Raw genomic sequence first — 19,895 nt, 5'->3', positions numbered from 1 at the left:
GCTACGGTCAGCGGCAGAAGTCGCCGACCGAGGTCGCCGACCGAGGTCGCCGGCCGAGGTCGTCGGCCGAGGCCAGTGACGGCGGCCAGCCACAATGGTCAGCCGCAGCCGCAGCCGCAGCCGCAGCCGCAGCCGCAGCCGCAGCCGCAGCCGCAGCGACAGCCGCAGCCGCCGGCGGCGCCCGTCAGTTCTGCAGCAGCACCTTGATCGCGCGCCGCTCGTCCATGGCGCGGTACGCCTCCGCGACCTCCGACAGCGGCAGCGTCAGGTCGAAGACCTTGCCCGGGTCGATCTCGCGCTTCCACACCAGGTCCAGCAGGTGCGGCAGGTAGGCCCGCACCGGCGCGACGCCACCGTGGATGCCCTTGTTGCCCCAGAACAGGGTGTCGGTGGGCAGGTCGCCGTGCGGCACGCCGACCAGGCCGATCATGCCGCCCGGCCGGACCAGCTCCACCGACTGGGCCCGGGCCTCGGCGGTGCCGACGCACTCCAGCACCGCGTCCGCGCCGATGCCTTCGGTCAGCTCCAGCACCTGGGCCAGGCCTTCCTCACCGCGCTCGGCGATGATGTGGGTGGCGCCGAACTCCCGCGCCACCTGCTGGCGGGACTCGTGCCGGCTCATCGCGATGATCGTGGTGGCGCCGAGCTGGGCCGCGGCCAGCACACCGCTCAGCCCGACGGCGCCGTCGCCCACCACCACGACGCTCGACCCGGGCCCGACGCCGGCGGAGACCGCCGCGTGCCAGCCGGTGCACATCACGTCGGAGAGGCTCAGCAGGCTGGGGATCAGGTCGGCGTCCGGCTCACCGGGGGTGGCGAGCAGGGTGCCGTCCGCGTTCGGGATGCGGATCTTCTCGGCCTGGCAGCCGTCGTAGCCGCCCCCGTGCAGGCAGTTGGCCTGCATCCCCTTGCGGCACACCGCGCAGGTGTTGTCGCTGTGCAGGAACCCGCCGACCACGAAGTCGCCCGGCTTGACGGTGGTGACCTCCGCGCCGACCTGCTCGACGACGCCGACGTACTCGTGGCCGATCGGTGTCGGCCGCTTGACCTGGGAGACCCCGCGGTAGCGCCAGAGGTCCGAGCCGCAGACGCACGCGGCGACGGTCTTGATGACGGCATCGGTGGGCTCGATGACGACGGGGTCCGCCCGCTCCTCGAAGCGGACGTCCCCGGCACCGTGAATGATTGCTCCTCGCATGCCCCCATTCAACACGCGTCCCGCGGATGAGGGCGGCGATGAGAGAGGTCCTGTCGTTACCCCTCGGCTCGTCACACCTCGGTTCGTCGCGTCCCGCCGGGTTCCGGCACGACGACGGCGCCGGGTCGACGTCGGGGACGACGACGCGGCGCCGGTGTCGGTGCTGCTGCTGGTACAGCTGCCGCGAACCGGGCCAGGGATCAGCCGCGCGCGGCCCGGACGGCGTCGGCCAGCGGCGTGGCGGGGCGGCCCAGCAGGCGGACCAGGGCGTCGCTGTCGGTCTCCAGGTCACCGGCCGCGATCGCGGCGTCGATCCCGGCCACGAACCCGGCGGTCCCGGCGTCCAGGCCCACCTGCTGCAGCTCCGCCGCGTAGGCCTCGACCGACAGGTCGCGGTAGGCCACCGGGGTGCCGGTGACGTCGCTGATCGTCGACGCGAGCTCGGCGAAGGTGAACGCGGGCCCGCCGAGCTCGTGCACGACGACGGGCGCCGCGCCGTCGGGCGTGCCCGTGCCGTCGTCGGCCGCGTCCTCGGCCGCGTCGTCGGCCAGCAGGGCGCCCGCGGCCGCGCCGGCGAAGTCAGCGCGGGGGGCGGCCGAGACCTTGCCGTCCGCCGCTGCGCCCACGATCTCGCCGCGCTCGAGGTACTCGGCGATGCGGTCGGTGTAGTTCTCGGTGTACCAGCCGTTGCGCAGCAGGGTGACCGCCAGGCCCGACGCGCGCAGCACCTGCTCGGTGGCCTGGTGCTCACCGGCGAGCGGGTTGGTGGTGTCGTCGGCGTTGAGGATGCTGGTGTAGGCGATCCGCCGGACGCCGGCGGCCTTCGCGGCGTCGATCACCGCGGTGTGCTGCGGCACGCGCACGCCGGGCTCGCTGCCCGAGACCAGCAGCAGCCGCTGCACGCCGTCGAGGGCCGAGGGCAGCGTGTCCGGGCGGTCGTAGTCGCCCTCGCGGACCTGGACGCCGCGCTCGGCGAGGTCGGCGGCCTTCTCGGGTGTGCGGGCGATGGCGACCACGTCGGCGGCGGGCACGCCGCGGGACAGCAGCTCCTCGACGACGAGTCGGCCCAGGTGCCCGGTCGCTCCGGTGACGGCGTAGGTGGTCATGGTTCTCTCCAGTTCGCGGTGCGGTGTGTCCTGCGGTGTGCGTCGAGCGCGGCGCTGGCAGTTGCCAACGGATAGCACTAACGAATCGAAAGTACACCACATTCCGAGGGCGCGCGGTATCCTCGTGTCGTGAGCATCACCGACCTGGAGTCCGCCGACCTGCCGGGCGACGGCCCGAGCGGGCCGCCGCAGGAGCTGGTGACCGACGTCTTCGCCCGTGGCTGCACGTCGCGGGCCGCCTTCGAGGTCGTCACGTCCAAGTGGGCCTCGCTCGCGCTGCTCGCGCTCGGCGAGGGCAGCTACCGGTTCAACGCGCTGCGCCGCCGGGTCGAGGGGGTCAGCGAGAAGATGCTGTCCCAGACCCTGCAGTCCCTGGAGCGCGACGGCATGGTCACGCGCGAAGTCGTCACCACGATCCCGCCCCGCGTCGAGTACGGCCTGACGCCGCTGGGGGAGCAGGTCGCGCGGCATCTGCGCGGGCTGGCCGACCTCCTGGAGGAGACGGCGGCCGCCACCACTGACGCGCCCACCACGGACTCGCTCGCCACGGACGCGCCCGGGGACGCGCCCGCCGGGGAGACTGCTGAGACGTCGGCGGGGGAGCCGGCCGCGACGTAGCTCCCGTCAGCCCACGCGCGACACGTGGTAGTGGCTGATCAGCCAGCGGCCCTCCTCGCGGACGGCGACGATGGTGAGATACACCGGCACCTCTCGGTCAGGTCGGTGGAACATGACCGCCGCGTAGCCGAGCACGGCGTCGTCGGCCAGCCTGGTGGCGCGGACGAGCGTGTGGTCGGCGGTGAGCCCGGCCGGCTGCTTGCCGTAGTAGGCCGAGACGACGTCGCGGCCGAACGCCGGCTCGGGGTCGAATCCCTGGAACAGGGCGTCCGTGGTGAACTGCGCCGCGATGTGCTCGAGGTCGCGCCGGCGGATCCCGTCGGACCACCGGTCGAGCAGCGCCGTGACGATGCGGGCGGCGTCGGACCGGTTCTGGTCCTGCGACCCCTGGTCCTGCTGGGTCTGGGTCTGGTTCTGGGTCTGGCTCATGATCTGTCTCCTCGTCCCGGTCCGGTGCCCGGCCGGAGCTCCGGCCGAGCGCGGGGCGGCCCGGTGGCCGCCCCGCGGTGCGGTGGTGGTTGTGGGTCAGTGGTCGCGGGTCAGTGGCCCGCGATCTGCCCGCCGTCGACGTGCAGGAACTCGCCCGTCACGAAGGGTGACTGCTCCAGGTAGAGGACGCCGCGCGTGACGTCGTCGATCTCGCCCATACGCCCCAGCGGGTGCAGGCCCGCGAGGGTCTCGTGGGTCTCCTCCGGGTGCATCGGCGTCTTGATGACACCGGGGGAGACGGCGTTGAAGCGGATGTTCTCGGTCGCGTACTCGATCGCCAGGGCGCGCGTGGCCGAGGCGATCCCGCCCTTGGTCACGGAGGCGAGTGCGGACGGGAACACCGACAGCGGGCTCTCGACGAGCGTCGTGGTGATGCTCACCACGTGGCCGCCGCCGTTCGCCTGCATCAGGGGGATCGCCCGCTGCGTGAGGTGGAAGAAGCCCGCGACGTTGATGCTCACCATGGTCTCGAGGTCCGCGGCGGTGTACTCGGTGAACCGCTTGGCGATGAACACGCCCGCGTTGTTCACGACCGTGTCGACGCGGCCGAAGCGCTCGACCGCGGTCTTGATGATCCGGTCCGCGGTCGCCGGGTCGGAGATGTCGCCGCTGACGACGGCGAGGTCGTCGGCCTCGGCGAGGTCGATGGTGCGGGAGTTGGCGACGACGGCGTACCCGATCTGACGGTACGCGTCGACCAGCCCGGCGCCGATGCCCTGGGAGGCTCCGGTGATGACAGCTACCTTCTGGGTGCTCATGTTCGTTCCTTTGTAGACGGTCGGTCAACTACTGGGGTTCCCAGTTATAGTTGACCGGTCGTATGCTGTCAACATGCCTAGAACCTCGGATGGTCGTGAGCGCCTGATCGAAGCGGGCGTGGAACTCTTCTCCCAGCGTCCCTACGGGTCGATCGGCGTGGCCGAGCTGTGCTCCCGCGCCGGCGTCAACAAGGGGTCGTTCTACTACTTCTTCGCCTCCAAGGAGGCCCTTGCGCTCGCCGTCATCGACCGGCACTGGACGTGGCAGAAGGGCGTCTGGGCCGGCATCCTCGACGGCCCAGGCAGCCTGCTCGACCGGCTCCGCGGCCTGTTCGACGCCACCGCGCAGATGCAGGTCGACGCCGTGACCGGCACCGGATGGGTGGCCGGCTGCCTCTTCGGCAACCTCGCCCTGGAGGTGAGCTCCCAGAACGAGCCCGTGCGGCTGCGGCTGCAGGAGATCTTCGACGAGCAGATCGGGATGATCTCGTCCCGGCTGGCGTCGGCCGTCGAGTCCGGCGAGCTGCAGTCCGTGACCGACGTCGACGCCGCCGCGAAGGCGATCGTCGCCCAACTCGAGGGGCTCGTGCTCTTCGCGAAGGTGTTCAACGACCCGTCGCAGCTCGACGCGCTGTGGCAGAACAGCCTCGCGCTGCTCGGCCTGACTCCCGCGCGGGCCTGACCCGGGGTCGGTTGCGCCGCCCGGCTGGTCGGGTCCGGTGCGGCGGGGGAGCGGGTTCGGCCGGCGGTACGCTGCGCGCGTGACAGAACAGGACATTGCGGGCAACGCACCCGTCTTCGCGCCCGACGCGCACCGGCTGGATCTCGGGCGGCTCGGCGCGATCACCCTCGTGGTGGGCATCGTGCTGACCGGGCCGCTGGCCTGGGCCTGCGGCTACGCCGTCGTGACCGACCCGGACCCCGTCGCCAAGGCGATCGCGGGCTTCTTCGGCCTGCTGTTCGGCGGCCTGTGCGTGCTGTTCGTCGCGAACTTCTGGCGGGTCACCCGGCCGCGCGGCATCGTGATCGACGTCGCGGGCATCTGGTTCTGGCACGGCACTTCCTGGGACCTGGTCCGCTGGACCCAGGCGGCGCGGATCGGGCTGTCCTACGAGCTCCCGACCGAGCTGCCGACCGTCGGCGGGCCGGTCGACCACCTCAAGGCGAAGGTGAGCGACTGGGTCAAGGGCAAGGTGTTCGGCGCCCTGCGCGTGACCGACAAGCGGGGTATCGCCCTGGAGATCGTGCCGCTGCGCGAGGAGGAGCTGCGCGAGCTGCCGCGCCTGCTGCGGTATCGCACCAAGGGGACCGTGCTCTGGCGCGTCCGGCTGCCCGGCGGGTACCACTCGTTCGAGAAGCTGGTCGCCGCGGGCGAGCGGTTCGGCGGGCACACCTGGGAGGGCTGGTTCCGCAGGCAGTGGACCGGCGGTGCCGGTCGCGGCCCGCGGCTGGAGGGCTGACCGGCCGGCAGAGCAGCCCGCCCGCACGGCTCGGCCGGGCCGCCCGCTCAGCGACCCCGAACGGCGTCGGACAGGTCGATGCCCCACGACTCGCGGACCAGCGTGCGCCCCGCGTCGGTGACGTCCAGGCCCCGGCCGGACCGGTGCCGCGTCACCCAGCCGGCGTCGACGAACCGCGCGCCGACCGCGGAGCCGAGGGCGCCCGCCAGGTGCGGTCGGCGTTCGGTCCAGTCCAGGCAGGCCCGGGTCGTCGCGCGGCGGGCGGCGACGGCGCCGTCGACGTCCACGCCGATCTCGCGCAGGCCGACGGCGCCCGCATCGGTCAGGGTGAGCTCGTCGCGGCCGGCGAGCCAGCCGGAACGCAGCCACGCGTCCGTCAGGCCGGTGCCCAGCCGCCCCGCGAGGTGGTCGTAGCAGAACCGCGCGGCGGCCAGGTACTCGGCCCGGCGGCTGCGGCGGTACCCGGTGACGGGGGCGGCGTCGGCGAGCACGCCGAGGGACTCCAGCGCGGCCGCGACGTCCGGGCCCGCCAGGGAGTAGTACCGGTGCCGGCCGCGGCTGGTGGAGGTCACGAGCCCCGCGCCCGCCAGGACGGCCAGGTGTTCCGAAGCGGTAGAGGCACTCACCCCGGCCGCCGTCGCCAGCTCGCCGGCCGGACGGCTCGTGCCGTCCAGGAGCAGGTTCAGGAACACCGAGCGCGCGGGCGTGGACAGCGCCCGGCCCACTGCGGTGAAGTCTCGGTCCCGGCTCATCGCCCGACGGTACGGCGCGGACATTTCGGCGTCCACCGAAGGATTCCGCGCCTACCTTCACGGCATGATGAACCAGCACGGCATGATGAACCAGTCACGCGGCACCCCGTCGGACGCCGCCGTCCCGACAGCAACCCCGTCCCATCCGTACGCCGCCCGCCTGCACTGGGCCGGCTCCACCGGCGCCGGCCTGCGCTCCTACTCCCGGGACCACGTCGCGGTCGCGGCCCCAGCGACGTCCGTCGTCGAGCTCAGCGCGGATGCCGCCTTCCGCGGTGATCCCGACCGGCTCAACCCGGAGCAGCTCGTCGTGATGGCCGCGTCGTCCTGCCAGCTGCTGTCCTTCCTCGGGGCCGCCGCGCGCGCCGGGGTGGACGTGCTCGCCTACGACGACGAGGCCACCAGCCACCTGGACCTGACCGCGGTGCCCCAGCGCCTCGGCACCATCCGCCTGGCCGTGACCGTCACCGTGGCCGCCGGGACCGACGAGGCACTGGTCCACCGGCTCGCCGAGCAGGCGCACCAGGCCTGCTACGTCGCCTCCTCCCTGGCGGTCCCCGTCGAGGTCGGCACCACGGTGCGGGTCGGGTGACGGCCGGGATGAGCACCCACCTGCGGGACCTGGAGGTCCACCTGCCCGACCGGCCCGGGGCGCTCGCGGACCTGGGCCAGGCGCTGGGGGCGGCCGGCGTCAGCCTGGAGGGCGGCGGCGTCTTCACCGTCGACGGCCGGGCCGTGGCGCACTACCTGGTGCACGACGGCTCCCGCGCGCTCCGGGCGGTCACGGCGGCGCGGCTCGGTCCGGCGGTGGTGCGCGACGTCGTCCTCGCGCGGTTGGACCAGGAGGTGCCCGGCCAGCTCGGCACGCTCGCGCGCCGCCTCGGCGACGCGGGCGTGAACGTGCTGGTCCAGTACAGCGACCACGTCGGCAACCTGGTGCTGCTGGTCGCGGACGACGACGTGCCTGCCGCCCGCGAGGTCGTCGCCGCCTGGGGGCGGCGGCTCACGCCGCGCGACGCGACCGCCACCGCCCGACCAGCGTCCACGTGATCATGCGGGCCAGCCGCACGGGCCCGTAGCGGACGCCGGTCGCGAACGGCGCCTCGCCGCGCAGCGTCGCCTCGGCGCCGCCATCGACGAACAGGACCTGACCCGTGGTGAATCCGGCGTCCGGCGAGAGCAGCCACGCGACGCTCGCGGCGACGGGCTCGACCGGTCCCGGCAGCCCGAGAGGCTGGGGCAGGGCGTCCTGCAGCACACGCACGCTCGCGGCGTCGGCGAGCATGGTGGCGCGGGCGGTCCCGGTCGCGACGACGCCGGGAGCCACCGCGTTGAGCGGGATGCCCGCTCCGGCCCACTCCGGGCGCACCGCCGCGCGGCGGAGCCAGCGGTTCAGCGCGATCTTGGTCGACCGGTAGACCACCGAGCCCCGGCCACGCCGCACCAGGGCGGTCGCGACCGCGAGGGCGCGGGGTTCGTCGTCGGCGAGGCAGGCCTCGATCAGGTCCTGGTCGCCCGCCGAGAGGGCGGAGGCCGAGCTCACGACGACGGCGCGCGGCTCCGGTGCGTGCGCCAGGTCGTCGCGCAGCGCCCGGAGCAGCGCGACGGTGCCGAAGTGGTTCAGGCCGACGGCGACCGCCGGGTCCGCGCTCCCCGCGACCAGCGCGACGCCGTCGATCCTGGCGGGTGCGTGGGTGTGGGCGTCGTCGTGAGCGGGTGTGGATACGGGTGCGTGCGCGAGGGCCCGGACGCGGTCGACGGCGGCGGCGCGGGCCTGCGGGTCGGTGAGGTCGGCGCGGACGTCGGCCGCCTCGGTGACGCCACAGCGGATCACGCGCGCGCCGTCCCGTTCGAGCCGGACGGCGACGGCGGCGCCGATCCCGGAGTCGGCGCCGGTGACGACGTAGGTGCGGCCGGTGTGCTCGGGCATGGGGCTCCTCCGGTATCGATGCACTAGTGCAGAACTACACTAGTGCATCGAGTCGGCTATGCTGTGCGGCAGGACGAACCGCCCGGCGAACCCGCGCGGAGTGTGCACGCGTGCGCACGGTGTACGCGCGGCAGGTGCTGGGAAGGCGCGGTGAAGGCCGCGGCGACGGTCGCACGGCGGCCGGAAGGGGAGGGCCATGACGGCGGACGTGCACGGCGGGATCCGGGAGCGCAAGCGGGCGGCGACCCGGGACGCCGTCGTGACCGCCGCGACGCGGTTGTTCCTCGAGCGGGGCCTGAGCGGGACGTCGATCGACGACATCGCGGCCGCGGCCGGCATCGCGCGGCGCACGTTCTTCCTGCACTTCCCGGCCAAGGAGGACGTGCTCTTCCACTACCTGGAGGGGCACGTCGGCCGCGCGATCGCAGCGCTCGACGACCTGCCTGACGACCTGTCCGACGGGCCGCCCGACGACGGTGCAGCGGGCAGTGCTGCCGACAGTGCCACCGGCAGTGCCACCGGCAGTGCGGGATACGGCGCCCGCGGCGTCCGCGCAGTGATGACCGTGCTCGTCGACCTGTTCGACGACCCGCGGGCCCGCACCGACGAGCTGGCCGGCCTGCGCACCGAGCTCGTCACGGCGGCACGGGGGCTGCCGCCGTCGCTCGTGGTGCGGCTGCAGCGCGCCCAGTCGGACATCGTGGACGCACTCCGTGTCCGGTACCCCGATCCGGTCGGGTGGCCGGTGATGTCCGCGCACCTCGGCGCCTGCATGGGCGCGGCCGCCGCCGCGGCGGTCGCGGTCGAGCGCCCGGACCTGCGGGCCGCGGCGATCCGCGACGCCGTGACCCGCGCGGGCGCGGGTTTCGAGCGCGGCCCGAGAGCCTGACGGCCCGAGAGCCTGAGGGTCCGAGAGCCTGACGGCCCGGGAGCCCGCGGCTCGGCCCGGGAGCCTGCGGCTGGGCAGCGCACCCCCGGACCGACGCGGGCTACCGGATCGCGCGCACCACTCCTCTTCGAGGTCTAAGTTTCTTCGCTCTGGACGCGCCCAAAGCGGAGAAACTTAGGCCTCGAAGGGGAGTCACCGCTCAGCCTTCCGGCACCCCCACCAGATCCGCCGAGCGCTCCCAGAGCCGCCGCGCCAGGTCGGCGTCGCCGGCCTGCGGGTGGGTACGGCGGGCGACGCGGCCCCGCTCGTAGTACGCGCCGGACTGCCAGTCGGCGCCCGGCTCGGTCTGCGCGAAGCGCACGAGCTGCGCGGCGCCCTGCTCGGGCGTGGCCATGAACAGCTTGCCGATCCGGCTCTGGTACAGCGGCCGCATGAAGCTGGTGCTCTCGGCCGCGAAGTTGGTCGCGACGCCGCCCGGGTGGAACGCCACCGACGCGAGGCCCCGCTCGTGGTAGCGGCGGTGCAGCTCCGTGGTGAACAGGATGTTCTCGAGCTTGGCGGTGCCGTAGGCGAGGTGGGGCGTGAAGTCCCGGTCGTGGTCCAGGTCGTCCAGGTCGAGGTGGCCGAACAGCCGCGCCCCCATGCTCGACGTCTGGATCACGGTGGCGCGGCTCGCCAGCAGCTTGTCCAGCAGCAGGTTGGTGAGCAGGAACTGCGCCAGGTGGTTGACCTGGAAGGTTCGTTCGAAGCCGTCCTCGGTCTTGGAGCGGTCGCCCAGGATGCCGCCCGCGTTGTTGGCCAGGACGTCGATCCGCGTGCACGTCTCGTCGAGCCGGGCGGCCAGTTCGCGGACGTCGGCCAGCCGCGTGTAGTCCGCCACGAGGTGCTCGGCGCCCAGCTCGCGCGCGACCGCCGCGGTCTTCTCCGGCGAGCGTCCGACGACGACCACCCGGTGCCCGGCGTCGGTGAGCAGCCGCGCGGCCGCCGCCCCGATCCCGTCGCTCGCGCCGGTGATCACGATGGTCCTGCGCGCGGTGTCGTCGGGAGCGGTGTCGTTACGGGCGTCATCCATGGCACACAGCATGCTCCCGCACGTACCGCGGCCGAAACCGGCGCGCCAGGCGTCGTCGGCAGACCAGATCTGCCGCGAGATTCTCGCGGGTGAAAAGCGCTCTGACCTGCGCTTTTCGCGGCGACTAAATGCATATGAACAGGAAAAGCCGGATAAACCAGTTGTAGGAAGCGTTCAGCATGATCACACTCGGTGTCGGGTAAGCACCCAGGAAACGAAAGTTCCGGAAACTGCTCAGGAAACACCAACACGGGGGTTGGCGATGTCCGAGGCACGTGCACACCACCTGGCCAGCACCTGGCTGATGCGACGCTGGCTGGCGATGGGGGTGGCCGTCGGTTTCTCGGCGACGCTGCTGATCGCCGTCGCACCTCAGGTGCAGGCGGAGGCCACGTCGGCCTCGGTCCCGCAGGCCACGGCGGGTGCGGGCCCGGCCGACCGCGCGATGCCGGACGGGGTGCGGCGCTCCACCGCCTACGCCGAGGACGAGCGGCCGCCCGTGGTGCCGGAGTCGGTGTCCGCGGAGGGCGAGCCCGCCGAGGTCACGCCGACGAGGTGGCGGGCGCTGACGGCGCCGACGGCCACGCGGGCCGGTGCCGCCGCCGGAGGCTTCGCCGAGATCGACCTGCGCCCGGGCTTCGTGCTCGGCGACACGTCCCTCGTCCTGTACTTCTCCGGCGACGACGTCGACCCGGACTGGACCGCCGCCGTCGTGCGGCTGTACGAGGGCGACGACCAGACCGAGCAGGAGTCGGTGCGGCTGACCCGCGCGGAGCTGGAGGGGCCGCGGTTCTGCGGCGGCGCGGACTTCTGCCGCTCGTTCGGCGCCGAGGACGGCTGGGAGCTGGAGGAGGGCAAGGAGTACTTCGTCACCGTCGCGGCGGTGCTGCCGGGCGGCGACGAGGTGGTCTCCGAACCGTCGGGCACCTCGAGGGCGCGGGCGACGATCCTGCCGCCCGGCATCCCGGACGACCAGGCGGCCGGCTGCGGGTGCGAGAACGCGCTGGCGCCGACCGCCGTCGGGCAGGCGCAGCGCGGCGTGGGGGTCAACAGCGGGACCGGCGCGTTCGTGCGCGTCGAGCGGGACCTGCAGATGGCGTCGTACGGCATCTCGTTCGGCAGCGCGCGCACGTACTCCTCGGCGAACAACCGCCAGGGGCCGTTCGGCGTCGGCTGGGCGTGGTCGTACGACATGCGCGTCACGGAGACCGACGACGGCGTCATCGTGCGCGCCGAGGACGGCGCCGAGGCGCTCTACGAGCCGGACGGCGACGGGTACACGCGCCCGCCGGGCGTGCGCTCGGACCTGAAGCGCGCCGGTGCCGGCTGGGAGCTCGTCACCCCGCGGCAGGTGACGTACCGGTTCGGCGAGGCGGGCCGGCTCACCGAGGTGCTCAGCCCGCGCGACGACGGCGTCCGCCTGGCCTACGTCGAGGTCGAGGACAAGGGCAGGGACAAGGGCAGGGACGAGGACCGTGACGACGTCCGGATCACCGACGCCTCGGGGCGCACCGCCGTGGCGGAGCTCACCGACGGCCTGATCCGCAGGATCACGCTCCCGGACCGCCGTCAGGTGCGGTTCGAGTACGCCGACGGTCTCCTGGCCAAGGTCAAGGACGCCCGCGGGAACGTCTGGGAGTACCGGTACGACGCCGAGGGCCTGCTGACCGAGGTGGTCGACCCGCACGAGGTCGTGGCCGTGCACAACGAGTACGGCGACGACGGGCGCGTGACGGCGCAGCGCGACGGCGTCGGGGCGGAGATGACGTTCGCCTGGGACGCCGACAAGCAGGAGGCGCGCAGCACCGACGCCGACGACGTCTCGGTCTACGACGGATACCACGACAACGTGCTGCTCTACAGCCAGCGCAGCACCGGCGACGCCGACAACCACCGGTACAACAAACGCCTGGACCGCAGCCTCGTGGTCAACGGCAACCAGTACCAGCACGTGGTCGAGTTCGACGGGCGGGGCAACCCGACGCAGGCCGTGGCGCCGCAGGGCTTCGACGAGAAGACCAAGTACGACGACCGGAACAACCCGATCGAGTTCACCGACGCCAAGGGCAACGTCTGGAAGAACACGTACAACGAGTTCGACGAGCTGGTCCGCAGCGTCGACGCCGAGGGCCACGACGTCGAGCACGTCTACGACGACCGCGGCCTGCGCACCTCCACGACCGACCAGCGGGACAAGGAAACGCGCTACGAGTACCTGGCGGACGGCGCGGAGAACGCCGGGCTGCTGTCCGCCGTCGTCTCGCCGGAGGGGCGGCGCAGCGAGTACCGCTACGACCGGACGGGCCGGCAGGTCGCGGCGACGGACCCGCGCGGTACCGGCGACCCGCGCGACCGGCGGCACTACACGACCGAGACGACCTACGACGAGCAGGACCGCGTGGTGCGCGTCGACGAGCCGGGCAAGACCCACGGCTGGCGCTCGCTGTACGACGACGTCGGCCGGCTCGCGAAGGAGATCTCGCCCGAGGGCGTCGTCAGCACCTACTCCTACCTCGACAACGGCCTGCAGTCGAAGGTCGAGGCCGGCGGCCGGGTCATGACGTTCGGCTACACCGACGCCGGACGGCGCCAGGCCGAGAGCGTGGCGATGAAGGGCGACGACCTGACGACGTCGTACACGTACGACGCGAAGGGCCTGGTCAAGACGGTGACCTCGCCGCGCGGCAACGTGCCGGGCGCGAACCGGGCCGACTTCACCACCGAGTACTTCTACGACGCCAACGACAACCCGATCCGGATGCGCATGCCGTACCCGGGCGGCAAGCACGTGGACCGGGACATCAAGGTCGACGCGCTGGACCGCACGACGGCGTCGATCAACGAGCTGAACAAGACGTCCAGCTTCGAGCGCGGCAACACCGGCCAGGTGGACTCGGTCACGGACACCAAGGGCCGGACCACCACGATGGGGTACGACAAGAACGGGCGGCAGACCGAGCGCACCGACGCGGGGGACAAGACCACCCGCACCGAGTACGACGCGGCCGGCAACAAGATCAAGGAGACGTCGCCGGTCGGCGGCGTCACGTCGTACACCTACACGGATGACGGGCTGCTCGCGTCGGTGACCGAGCCGCGCGGCAACGTCGACGGCGCCGACAAGGCGCGGTTCACCACGCGCTACGAGTACGACCTGGCGGGCAACCGCGTGCGGGAGACCGACCCGCTCGGCAACACGACGTCCACCACGTACGACCAGAACAGCCGCCCGATCGAGGTCACCGACGCCCGGGGCGGCACCACCTACGTGGCCTACCGCGACGACGACCAGGTCAGCCACGTGCGCCAGCCGGACGCGCCCGAGCTGCCGCTGTTCTCGCAGGCCTTCGCGACGGTGCTCGCCTACGACGACGACGGCCGCGTGGTCGGCGTCCGCGACCCGCAGGGCGGGCGCACCGGCGTGCGGTTCGACGAGGCCGGCCGGCCCGTCGCCGCGACCGACCCGCTCGGCCGCACCACGCACACGACGTACGACGCCGAGTCGAACGCGCTCACGGCGATCACGACCGACCGGCGCGAGGACCTGGAGGACCTGAGCTCCGCCGAGCGCGCCGAGCGCACCATCACCTCGGTGTACGACCTGCGCAGCCGCCTGACCAGCCAGCAGGTCGGCTCGGGCGGGCCCGAGTACACGTACGGCTACGACGCGAAGGACCGGACGACGTCGTACGGCGACCCGCTGGGCGTGCGCACGGTGACGTACGACGACGAGGACCAGATCACGAAGGTGCTCCGCGAGGAGGCCAACCAGGTCGACGAGACCTTCACCTACGGGTACGACCAGCGCGGCAACATCACCGAGCGCGCCTACCCCGACGGCACGAAGATCACCTCGACGTACGACGACGACTCGCGCCTCGCCTCGACGACGGCGGCCGGCGGTTCCGTGGGCGGCAGCAGTGCCCGCTGGGAGTACGCCTACGACATCGCCGGGCGGCGGACGGCGACCACGCTCCCGGCGGCGACGGGCCTGACGGAGGAGCGTGCGTACGACGACGCCGGCCGGCTGACCTCGATCGGCACCGAGCGCACAGGGGACCCCGTCGGCGGGGTACAGGACCCGGTCTCGGCGTTCGACCTCACGCTCGACGAGGTGGGCAACCCGACCCACGTGAAGACGACGCGTGGTGGCGTCACCGAGGCGGTCGCCTACGCGTACGACGATGCGAACCGCGTGACGACGGCCTGCTACGCGGCGAAGGAGTGCGACAGGAAGAGCAAGGACGCGGGCCGGATCTCCTACGAGTACGACCTGCTCGGCAACCGGACCGAGCAGAAGCGCACGGGTTCGGCGGGCTCCGACCTGACCCGGTACACCTACGACCACGCGAGCCAGCTGCTCCGCGAGGTCACGGTCGGCAAGGAGGACGGCCGGCCCACGGTGGAGCGCAAGGAGTACGAGTACGACGTGCTGGGCAACCAGACACGTGCGGGCGACGACCGCCTCGAGTACAACATCGACAGCACGCTGGCCACGGCGACCGTCGGCGGGGTGCAGACCACCTACACCTACGACGCGACGCGCATGCGGCTCGACGCGATCACGGGGGTGGGCGCGGGCGCGAAGACGCGGCACTGGTCGTGGGACGTCAACGGGTCGCTGGAGAACATCGCCGTCGACACGCTCACCGACGTGAACGGTGTGGTGCAGGGCCGGCAGGCCTTCGCCTACGGGCCGACGGACGAACCGCTCGCGCTGCTTGAGGCGCAGGGCGGGGCGCACGCCTACACGCACGACTGGCTGGGCGGCGTGGCGAACATGCTCTCGGCCGACGGGCAGGTCGAGGAGGGGTACGACTACGACCCGTTCGGCAACCCGCGGCAGGGGGAGACACTCGCGGGGTCGGTGGCCGGGGCGGCGGGTGCGGGCGCCGACGCGGGCTCGGCCGAGGCTTCGGGCAGTGCGAAGTCGGCAGACGCCAAGCCGCTGGCCGGCGTCGGCCCGCTGGCGGATGCGAAGCCGCTGGACGAGATCAAGAACCCGATGCGGTTCGCCGGTGCCTACCTCGACCCGACGACGGGCGAGGGCAACTACGCGATGCGGGCCCGGAACTACGACCCGGGCACAGGGCGGTTCTCGTCGATGGACCCGGCGGGGGCGCAGCCGACCGGCTCCTCGCCTTATGCGTACGCCGGCAACAACCCCATGGTCTACACGGACCCGACAGGCGAGCGGGAGATCGAAGGGCCGACGGGCGGCGGTACCACCTCCAATCCGAACGACCCGGGCGCTGAGATAGAGGGCCCGAGCGCCGAGGACGTCGCGAAGGCGCAGCAGCTCCAGGGCAAGTCGATGCTCGACGTCATCCTGGAGGCCGGTGGGCAGATCCTCATGGAGTTCCTGGGGATCACCGACCTGATGGACTGCCTGGACGGCGACCTCGGCGCGTGCGTGATGCTCGTGGTCGGCGCGCTGCCCTGGGGCAAGATCTTCAAGGCCGCCAAGATCGGTGAGGCCATCTACAAGGCCGGCAAGGCCGTGATGACCTTCTCCAGCGAGCTGAGATGGGCGCAGACGGTGCTGTCCGGCGCCAAGAAGGCGAAACAGGCGGCGGAAGCGGCGAAGGCGGCTGCGGCGAAGGCGGCGCGTGAAGCTGCGGCGAAGGCAGCGAAGGCGAAGGCCGCGGCGGATGCCAAGGTCAAACAGCTTGCGGCCGAGGCCAAGGCGAAGGCGCGCGCGCAGGCGGCCAAGAAGAAGGCCGACACGACGGGGAAGGGCGATACGGGCACCTGCTCGGCGAACAGTTTCCTGCCTGGCACGCTCGTGGTGCTGGCTGATGGTTCCGCCGTGCCGATTGAGGATCTTGGGCCTGGCGACGAAGTTCTCGCCGGTGATGAGGAGTCCGGCGAGCGGTCGGGCTCAGGCATCGTGACGGCGACCATCACCGGTACTGGCGAAAAGACCTTGGTCACCGTTACTACAAGGGGCGACGACGCCGACAAGCAGAAGATCGTCGCAACCGACGGACACCCGTTCTGGAACCCTGAGACGAACAAGTGGATCGACGCAATCGATCTCCGGTCAGGTGACTGGCTCAAGACGAGCGCAGGGACCTGGCTGCAGGTCGCAGGCGTCGAGGTAGAGCACAAGAGAGCGGTAGTTCATAACCTCTCTGTCGACCGTGCCCACACTTACTACGTCCTGGCCGATGACGCCGCTGTTCTCGTTCACAACTGCAACGGCGTCAAGTGGGTTGATGAGGGTGGTGACCTTCGCTCGGGGTCACCTTCCATGTCTCAGAGGGCCTATCAATATCAGTCAGGTGCTACTGGCGCGCGGTCCAACCTCGCGACCGGGCGAGGCATGGCACCGCAGCTTGAGATGCCCGGCGCCGATGGATCGATCGTGAGTGCCAGGTTCGACGGGGTCGACGGGTCCGAGGTCATAGACCGCAAGCTCAACCCGGTCTTCAGCAACAAGGCCGTGGATCAAGCAAGGCGCCAAGCGGCTGTGGCGGCGTACAACGGCATGCAAGCGGTGTGGGAACTTCCGAACCAGGCGGCGGTGGCGGCAGCCAACAGATTCATGCAACATGCCGGTGTGTCGACGATCGCAGTGAGGCTGGTGCCGTAAGTGAATGATGAGCCCTTGGTACGAGCCGTTATCTCGGCTCTGATGCTGCTGGAGAATTCAAGCGAGACCGACCTCCATCCGGACGTGGCGGTGAGCGGCATGGAGTCGATTGTCGGTGAGCTGTCTCAGATGCCGACTCAGGATCGAATTGAGTTCTTGCAGATCCTGGCGAGCATTCACCAAGCTGAGGGAGAGTCAGCCGTCGGCGAGTTCGCGAGATCGCTCCCGTTCATGATCGGGTTCGAGGGCGGTGAGTAGTCGCGAAGGTCGGCCCGTCACGCCACCTCGACGTGCTTGCGGGCCGCCTCCATGAAGCGGAAGACGCCCTGGCGGGAGGTGTCGCGGGCGCTCGCGAACTCTTCCGGTGAGAGGTTCGGCTTCATCTGGTCCACGCCCTCGATCGCCTGCTTGCCGAGGTCGATCAGGTCCTTGGACTCGGTCACGAGCTGAACGCGGAACAGGGCCTCCTGCGCGTCCGTGTAGAGGCGGTAGGTCTCGTAGCGCAGCGCCTCGGGGTCGACGCTCTTGCGCTCGTCGTGGATCGCGAACCAGCGGTCCATGTGGGCGCGGCGCAGGTTGACGAGGACGCCGCCGAACTTCGTGTACGCGCTCACGCGCTCCTGGCGCAAGCGCTCGCCGCGCTCGAAGCGCTCCGCGTCGGCGCGGTTTCGGCGCTGGAAGTAGTGGGTGGCGAGCGAGCCGAGCAGGGTTCCGAGGACGGCGACGACGCTGGTCACGATGATTTCCACGGGCTGAAGCCAACCATGCCGGCGCGCAGCGGGGAAGAGACGGAGAAGGGAATGGGAACGGGCCCGGGCGGGTTCCGTCAGGCATGGAGCTGCAGGTTGTGCTGCCCGACGAGTCCCCGGTGATGCCTGCGCGGACGCTGGTCGACCTGGCGCGGACGGCGGAGGGCCTCGGGTACACGACGGCCTGGCTGCCCGACCACGTGCTGCCGCCCGGGCCGTACGGGGCGACGTTCGGCGGTGTGTACGAGCCGCTGGTGACGATCGGGCACCTCACTGCCGTCACCGAGCGCCTGCGGTTCGGCACGTCGGTGCTGGTCGTGCCGTTGCGCGACCCGTTCGTGCTCGCCAAGCAGGTCGCGACCCTGCACCAGCTCTCCGGCGGCCGCGTGATCCTGGGCGTCGGGGTCGGCTGGAACGTCCCGGAGTTCGACGCCGTGGGCGCCGACCACTCTCGGCGCGGCGCCGTCACCGACGACACTCTGGAGCTGCTGCGGCACCTGTTCGCGGGCGGGCCGGCGCCGTACGAGGGCCGACGGTTCTCCTACGAGCAGGGCGTGTTCGAACCCGTGCCCGACGGGCCGGTGCCGATCATGGTCGGCGGGAACAGCGACGCCGCGCTGCGGCGCGCGGCCCGCTTCGGCGACGTCTGGCAGGGCCTGCCCGCCGGCCCGGCCGCGTTCGCCGAGCGGGCGGCGGCGCTCGCCGCCCTGGCGGAGGGCCGCGACGTCGCGCCCGCCCTCCGGATCGGCTGGGACGGGCGGACGCCGGCCGGGCAGGTCGCCGACGCCGTCGTCGCCTACCGCGAGGCGGGAGCGGCCCAGGTCGCCGTGCACTTCGGGGAGCACGAGGGCACCGCCCAGCGGATGACGGCGCTGGTGGAGGCCTTGGCTACGCGCTGACCGATCCCTCCAGCCGGTCCAGGGCCGCCACGACGAGCGCCGTCACGCCCGTCTCGAGGGTCGGGTGCGGGACCGGCGCGAACCGCGGGGAGTGGTTGGACGGGATGTCGCGGTCGGTGGTGCCTGCCTGCTGCGCGGCGAAGAACGCGGCCGGGTCCCAGCCGCCGAGCAGCCAGTAGACGAGCGGGACGCCGACGGCGGTGGCGAGCACGCTGACGTCCTCGCTGCCGGACACCGCGCCCGGGTCGATCACGCGCTCGGCGCCGAACCGGGCGGCCAGGGCCGCGCGCGTGCGTTCGGTCTCGGCCGGGTCGTTGAACAGCGGCGGGAACGACTCGCCGGGCGTGATCTGCGGCGGCTGCGGCGCCCCCGCGGCGTCGGCCTCCGCATGGACGATCCGGTCGATCGCGCCCAGCACCCGGGTCCGCACGGCCTCGTCGAAGGACCGGATGTTCACGCCGAGGTGGGCCTCGTCCGGGATGATGTTGTCCTTGGTGCCCGCCTGGAGCCGGCCCACCGTGACGACGGCGGCGTCACCGGCCGCGACCTCGCGCGAGACGATCGTCTGCAGCTTCAGCACCGTCGACGCCGCCATCACGACCGGGTCCACCGTGGCCTCCGGCCGTGACCCGTGCCCGCCGCGACCGATCAGGCGGATGTCCAGGATGTCGGTGCCCGCGAACGCCGGGCCGGCGTGCAGCCCGAGCAGGCCCGCCGCGACGGGCGCGACGTGCTGGCCCAGCACGATGTCGGGGCGGGGTACGAGGTCGTACAGGCCGTCGTCGACCATGGCGCGGGCGCCCGTACCGAGCTCCTCCGCCGGCTGGAAGACCACGACCAGCGTGCCCGACCACGCCGACCGGCCCTGCGCCAGCACGTCGGCGGCGCCGAGCAGGGCGGTGACGTGCACGTCGTGCCCGCAGGCGTGCATGACTCCCGACTCGACGCCGTCGGCCGTGGTGGTGCGGACCGTGCTCGCGTAGGGGAGGCCCGTGTCCTCCGTGACCGGCAGCGCGTCCATGTCGGCGCGCAGCAGCACGCACGGGCCGTCGCCGTTGGCCAGCACGCCCGCGACGCCCGTCCCGCCGATGCCCGGGTGCACCACGTAGCCGGCCGCCGTCAGCCGCTCGGCGACCAGGGCCGCCGTCCGGGTCTCCTGGTACGACAGCTCCGGGTGCTCGTGCAGGTCCACGTAGATCTCGCGCAGACCCGGCAGCAGTGCCGGCAACGGCGCGAGGACGGCGTCGACGTCGGGGACCGCACCACGCACCACAGGAGGAGTCGTCATGCGCTCACCCTGCCACCGCGTCCGGCCCGTAGCGCGGCGAGCACCCCTGATGCCGGTGGTCGGTAGAAGGTCAGGTGGTCGGCAGCTCGAGC

At 72.2% G+C, this 19,895-nt stretch carries 18 protein-coding genes; 9 read left to right on the top strand and 9 right to left on the bottom strand.

From position 1 onward, the window contains the following. Positions 1 to 184: 184 nt before the first annotated feature. Both ACFU5G_RS20750 and ACFU5G_RS20745 read right to left on the bottom strand, forming a co-directional pair. Positions 185 to 1,198 (bottom strand): zinc-dependent alcohol dehydrogenase family protein, encoded by a 1,014-nt coding sequence (locus tag ACFU5G_RS20750; RefSeq protein ID WP_377249103.1) that lies wholly within the window; start codon positions 1,196 to 1,198, stop codon positions 185 to 187. A gap of 200 nt (positions 1,199 to 1,398) precedes the next feature. Beyond that, the gene (locus tag ACFU5G_RS20745) at positions 1,399 to 2,304 is read right to left on the bottom strand and encodes an SDR family oxidoreductase (protein ID WP_377249100.1); all 906 of its coding nucleotides are present in this window, start codon (positions 2,302 to 2,304) and stop codon (positions 1,399 to 1,401) included. A gap of 129 nt (positions 2,305 to 2,433) precedes the next feature. Here ACFU5G_RS20745 and ACFU5G_RS20740 point away from each other — a divergent pair, with 129 nt between their 5' ends. After that, positions 2,434 to 2,922, top strand: coding sequence for a winged helix-turn-helix transcriptional regulator (locus ACFU5G_RS20740; protein ID WP_377249097.1), 489 nt, complete (start codon positions 2,434 to 2,436; stop codon positions 2,920 to 2,922). A gap of 6 nt (positions 2,923 to 2,928) precedes the next feature. On the opposite strand, the gene ACFU5G_RS20735 is transcribed toward ACFU5G_RS20740, so the two are convergent. Both ACFU5G_RS20735 and ACFU5G_RS20730 read right to left on the bottom strand, forming a co-directional pair. Continuing rightward, positions 2,929 to 3,351, bottom strand: a complete 423-nt coding sequence (locus ACFU5G_RS20735; protein WP_377249094.1) for an SgcJ/EcaC family oxidoreductase — start codon at positions 3,349 to 3,351, stop codon at positions 2,929 to 2,931. Positions 3,352 to 3,461: 110 nt separating this feature from the next. Beyond that, positions 3,462 to 4,169 carry an SDR family NAD(P)-dependent oxidoreductase gene (locus ACFU5G_RS20730; protein WP_377249091.1) on the bottom strand — a complete coding sequence of 236 codons (708 nt, stop codon included), beginning with the start codon at positions 4,167 to 4,169 and terminating at the stop codon, positions 3,462 to 3,464. A 73-nt stretch (positions 4,170 to 4,242) separates the two neighbouring features. Here ACFU5G_RS20730 and ACFU5G_RS20725 point away from each other — a divergent pair, with 73 nt between their 5' ends. Continuing rightward, positions 4,243 to 4,851: a TetR/AcrR family transcriptional regulator gene (locus ACFU5G_RS20725; RefSeq protein ID WP_377249088.1), complete on the top strand. Its 609-nt coding sequence runs from the start codon at positions 4,243 to 4,245 to the stop codon at positions 4,849 to 4,851. 79 nt (positions 4,852 to 4,930) lie between these two features. Next, positions 4,931 to 5,629 (top strand): hypothetical protein, encoded by a 699-nt coding sequence (locus ACFU5G_RS20720; RefSeq protein ID WP_377249085.1) that lies wholly within the window; start codon positions 4,931 to 4,933, stop codon positions 5,627 to 5,629. 47 nt (positions 5,630 to 5,676) lie between these two features. Here the strand turns inward: ACFU5G_RS20720 and ACFU5G_RS20715 are convergent, their stop codons facing one another. Next, positions 5,677 to 6,381: an ArsR/SmtB family transcription factor gene (locus tag ACFU5G_RS20715; protein ID WP_377249082.1), complete on the bottom strand. Its 705-nt coding sequence runs from the start codon at positions 6,379 to 6,381 to the stop codon at positions 5,677 to 5,679. 64 nt (positions 6,382 to 6,445) lie between these two features. Here ACFU5G_RS20715 and ACFU5G_RS20710 point away from each other — a divergent pair, with 64 nt between their 5' ends. Both ACFU5G_RS20710 and ACFU5G_RS20705 read left to right on the top strand, forming a co-directional pair. Further along, on the top strand, positions 6,446 to 6,973 hold the full coding sequence (locus ACFU5G_RS20710) for an OsmC family protein (protein WP_377249079.1): 528 nt from the start codon (positions 6,446 to 6,448) through the stop codon (positions 6,971 to 6,973). An 8-nt stretch (positions 6,974 to 6,981) separates the two neighbouring features. Continuing rightward, positions 6,982 to 7,431 carry an ACT domain-containing protein gene (locus tag ACFU5G_RS20705; RefSeq protein ID WP_377249076.1) on the top strand — a complete coding sequence of 150 codons (450 nt, stop codon included), beginning with the start codon at positions 6,982 to 6,984 and terminating at the stop codon, positions 7,429 to 7,431. On the opposite strand, the gene ACFU5G_RS20700 is transcribed toward ACFU5G_RS20705, so the two are convergent. Continuing rightward, positions 7,385 to 8,311 carry an SDR family oxidoreductase gene (locus ACFU5G_RS20700; RefSeq protein ID WP_377249073.1) on the bottom strand — a complete coding sequence of 309 codons (927 nt, stop codon included), beginning with the start codon at positions 8,309 to 8,311 and terminating at the stop codon, positions 7,385 to 7,387. The two genes, ACFU5G_RS20705 and ACFU5G_RS20700, sit on opposite strands and share 47 nt — an antisense overlap. Before the next feature lie 196 nt (positions 8,312 to 8,507). Between ACFU5G_RS20700 and ACFU5G_RS20695 the strand changes: the two genes are divergently transcribed. Next, positions 8,508 to 9,200, top strand: a complete 693-nt coding sequence (locus ACFU5G_RS20695; RefSeq protein WP_377249070.1) for a TetR/AcrR family transcriptional regulator — start codon at positions 8,508 to 8,510, stop codon at positions 9,198 to 9,200. A gap of 199 nt (positions 9,201 to 9,399) precedes the next feature. Here ACFU5G_RS20695 and ACFU5G_RS20690 read toward each other — a convergent pair whose 3' ends face one another. Then, complete coding sequence (locus ACFU5G_RS20690) at positions 9,400 to 10,272, bottom strand: SDR family NAD(P)-dependent oxidoreductase (protein ID WP_377249067.1); 873 nt, start codon at positions 10,270 to 10,272, stop codon at positions 9,400 to 9,402. 262 nt (positions 10,273 to 10,534) lie between these two features. Between ACFU5G_RS20690 and ACFU5G_RS20685 the strand changes: the two genes are divergently transcribed. Together ACFU5G_RS20685 and ACFU5G_RS20680 are read left to right on the top strand one after the other, a co-directional pair. After that, the gene (locus ACFU5G_RS20685) at positions 10,535 to 16,867 is read left to right on the top strand and encodes an RHS repeat-associated core domain-containing protein (protein WP_377249064.1); all 6,333 of its coding nucleotides are present in this window, start codon (positions 10,535 to 10,537) and stop codon (positions 16,865 to 16,867) included. 42 nt (positions 16,868 to 16,909) lie between these two features. Then, positions 16,910 to 17,125, top strand: a complete 216-nt coding sequence (locus tag ACFU5G_RS20680; protein WP_377249061.1) for a hypothetical protein — start codon at positions 16,910 to 16,912, stop codon at positions 17,123 to 17,125. A 17-nt stretch (positions 17,126 to 17,142) separates the two neighbouring features. On the opposite strand, the gene ACFU5G_RS20675 is transcribed toward ACFU5G_RS20680, so the two are convergent. Then, positions 17,143 to 17,616 carry a hypothetical protein gene (locus ACFU5G_RS20675; protein ID WP_377249058.1) on the bottom strand — a complete coding sequence of 158 codons (474 nt, stop codon included), beginning with the start codon at positions 17,614 to 17,616 and terminating at the stop codon, positions 17,143 to 17,145. 83 nt (positions 17,617 to 17,699) lie between these two features. On the opposite strand from ACFU5G_RS20675, the gene ACFU5G_RS20670 reads away from it, so the two are divergent. Next, complete coding sequence (locus ACFU5G_RS20670; protein ID WP_377249055.1) at positions 17,700 to 18,515, top strand: TIGR03619 family F420-dependent LLM class oxidoreductase; 816 nt, start codon at positions 17,700 to 17,702, stop codon at positions 18,513 to 18,515. Here the strand turns inward: ACFU5G_RS20670 and ACFU5G_RS20665 are convergent. Next, a complete protein-coding gene (locus ACFU5G_RS20665) occupies positions 18,505 to 19,803 on the bottom strand; it encodes an amidohydrolase (RefSeq protein ID WP_377249052.1) in 1,299 nt (432 codons plus the stop codon). The genes ACFU5G_RS20670 and ACFU5G_RS20665 overlap by 11 nt on opposite strands. Between the last annotated feature and the right edge of the window lie 92 nt (positions 19,804 to 19,895).

This window comes from Promicromonospora sp. NPDC057488 (genome assembly GCF_042802395.1).
Classification (GTDB): domain Bacteria; phylum Actinomycetota; class Actinomycetes; order Actinomycetales; family Cellulomonadaceae; genus Promicromonospora.
The sequence above is the reverse complement of the archived record's forward strand: the minus strand, read 5'-3'. Positions and strand labels throughout refer to the sequence as shown.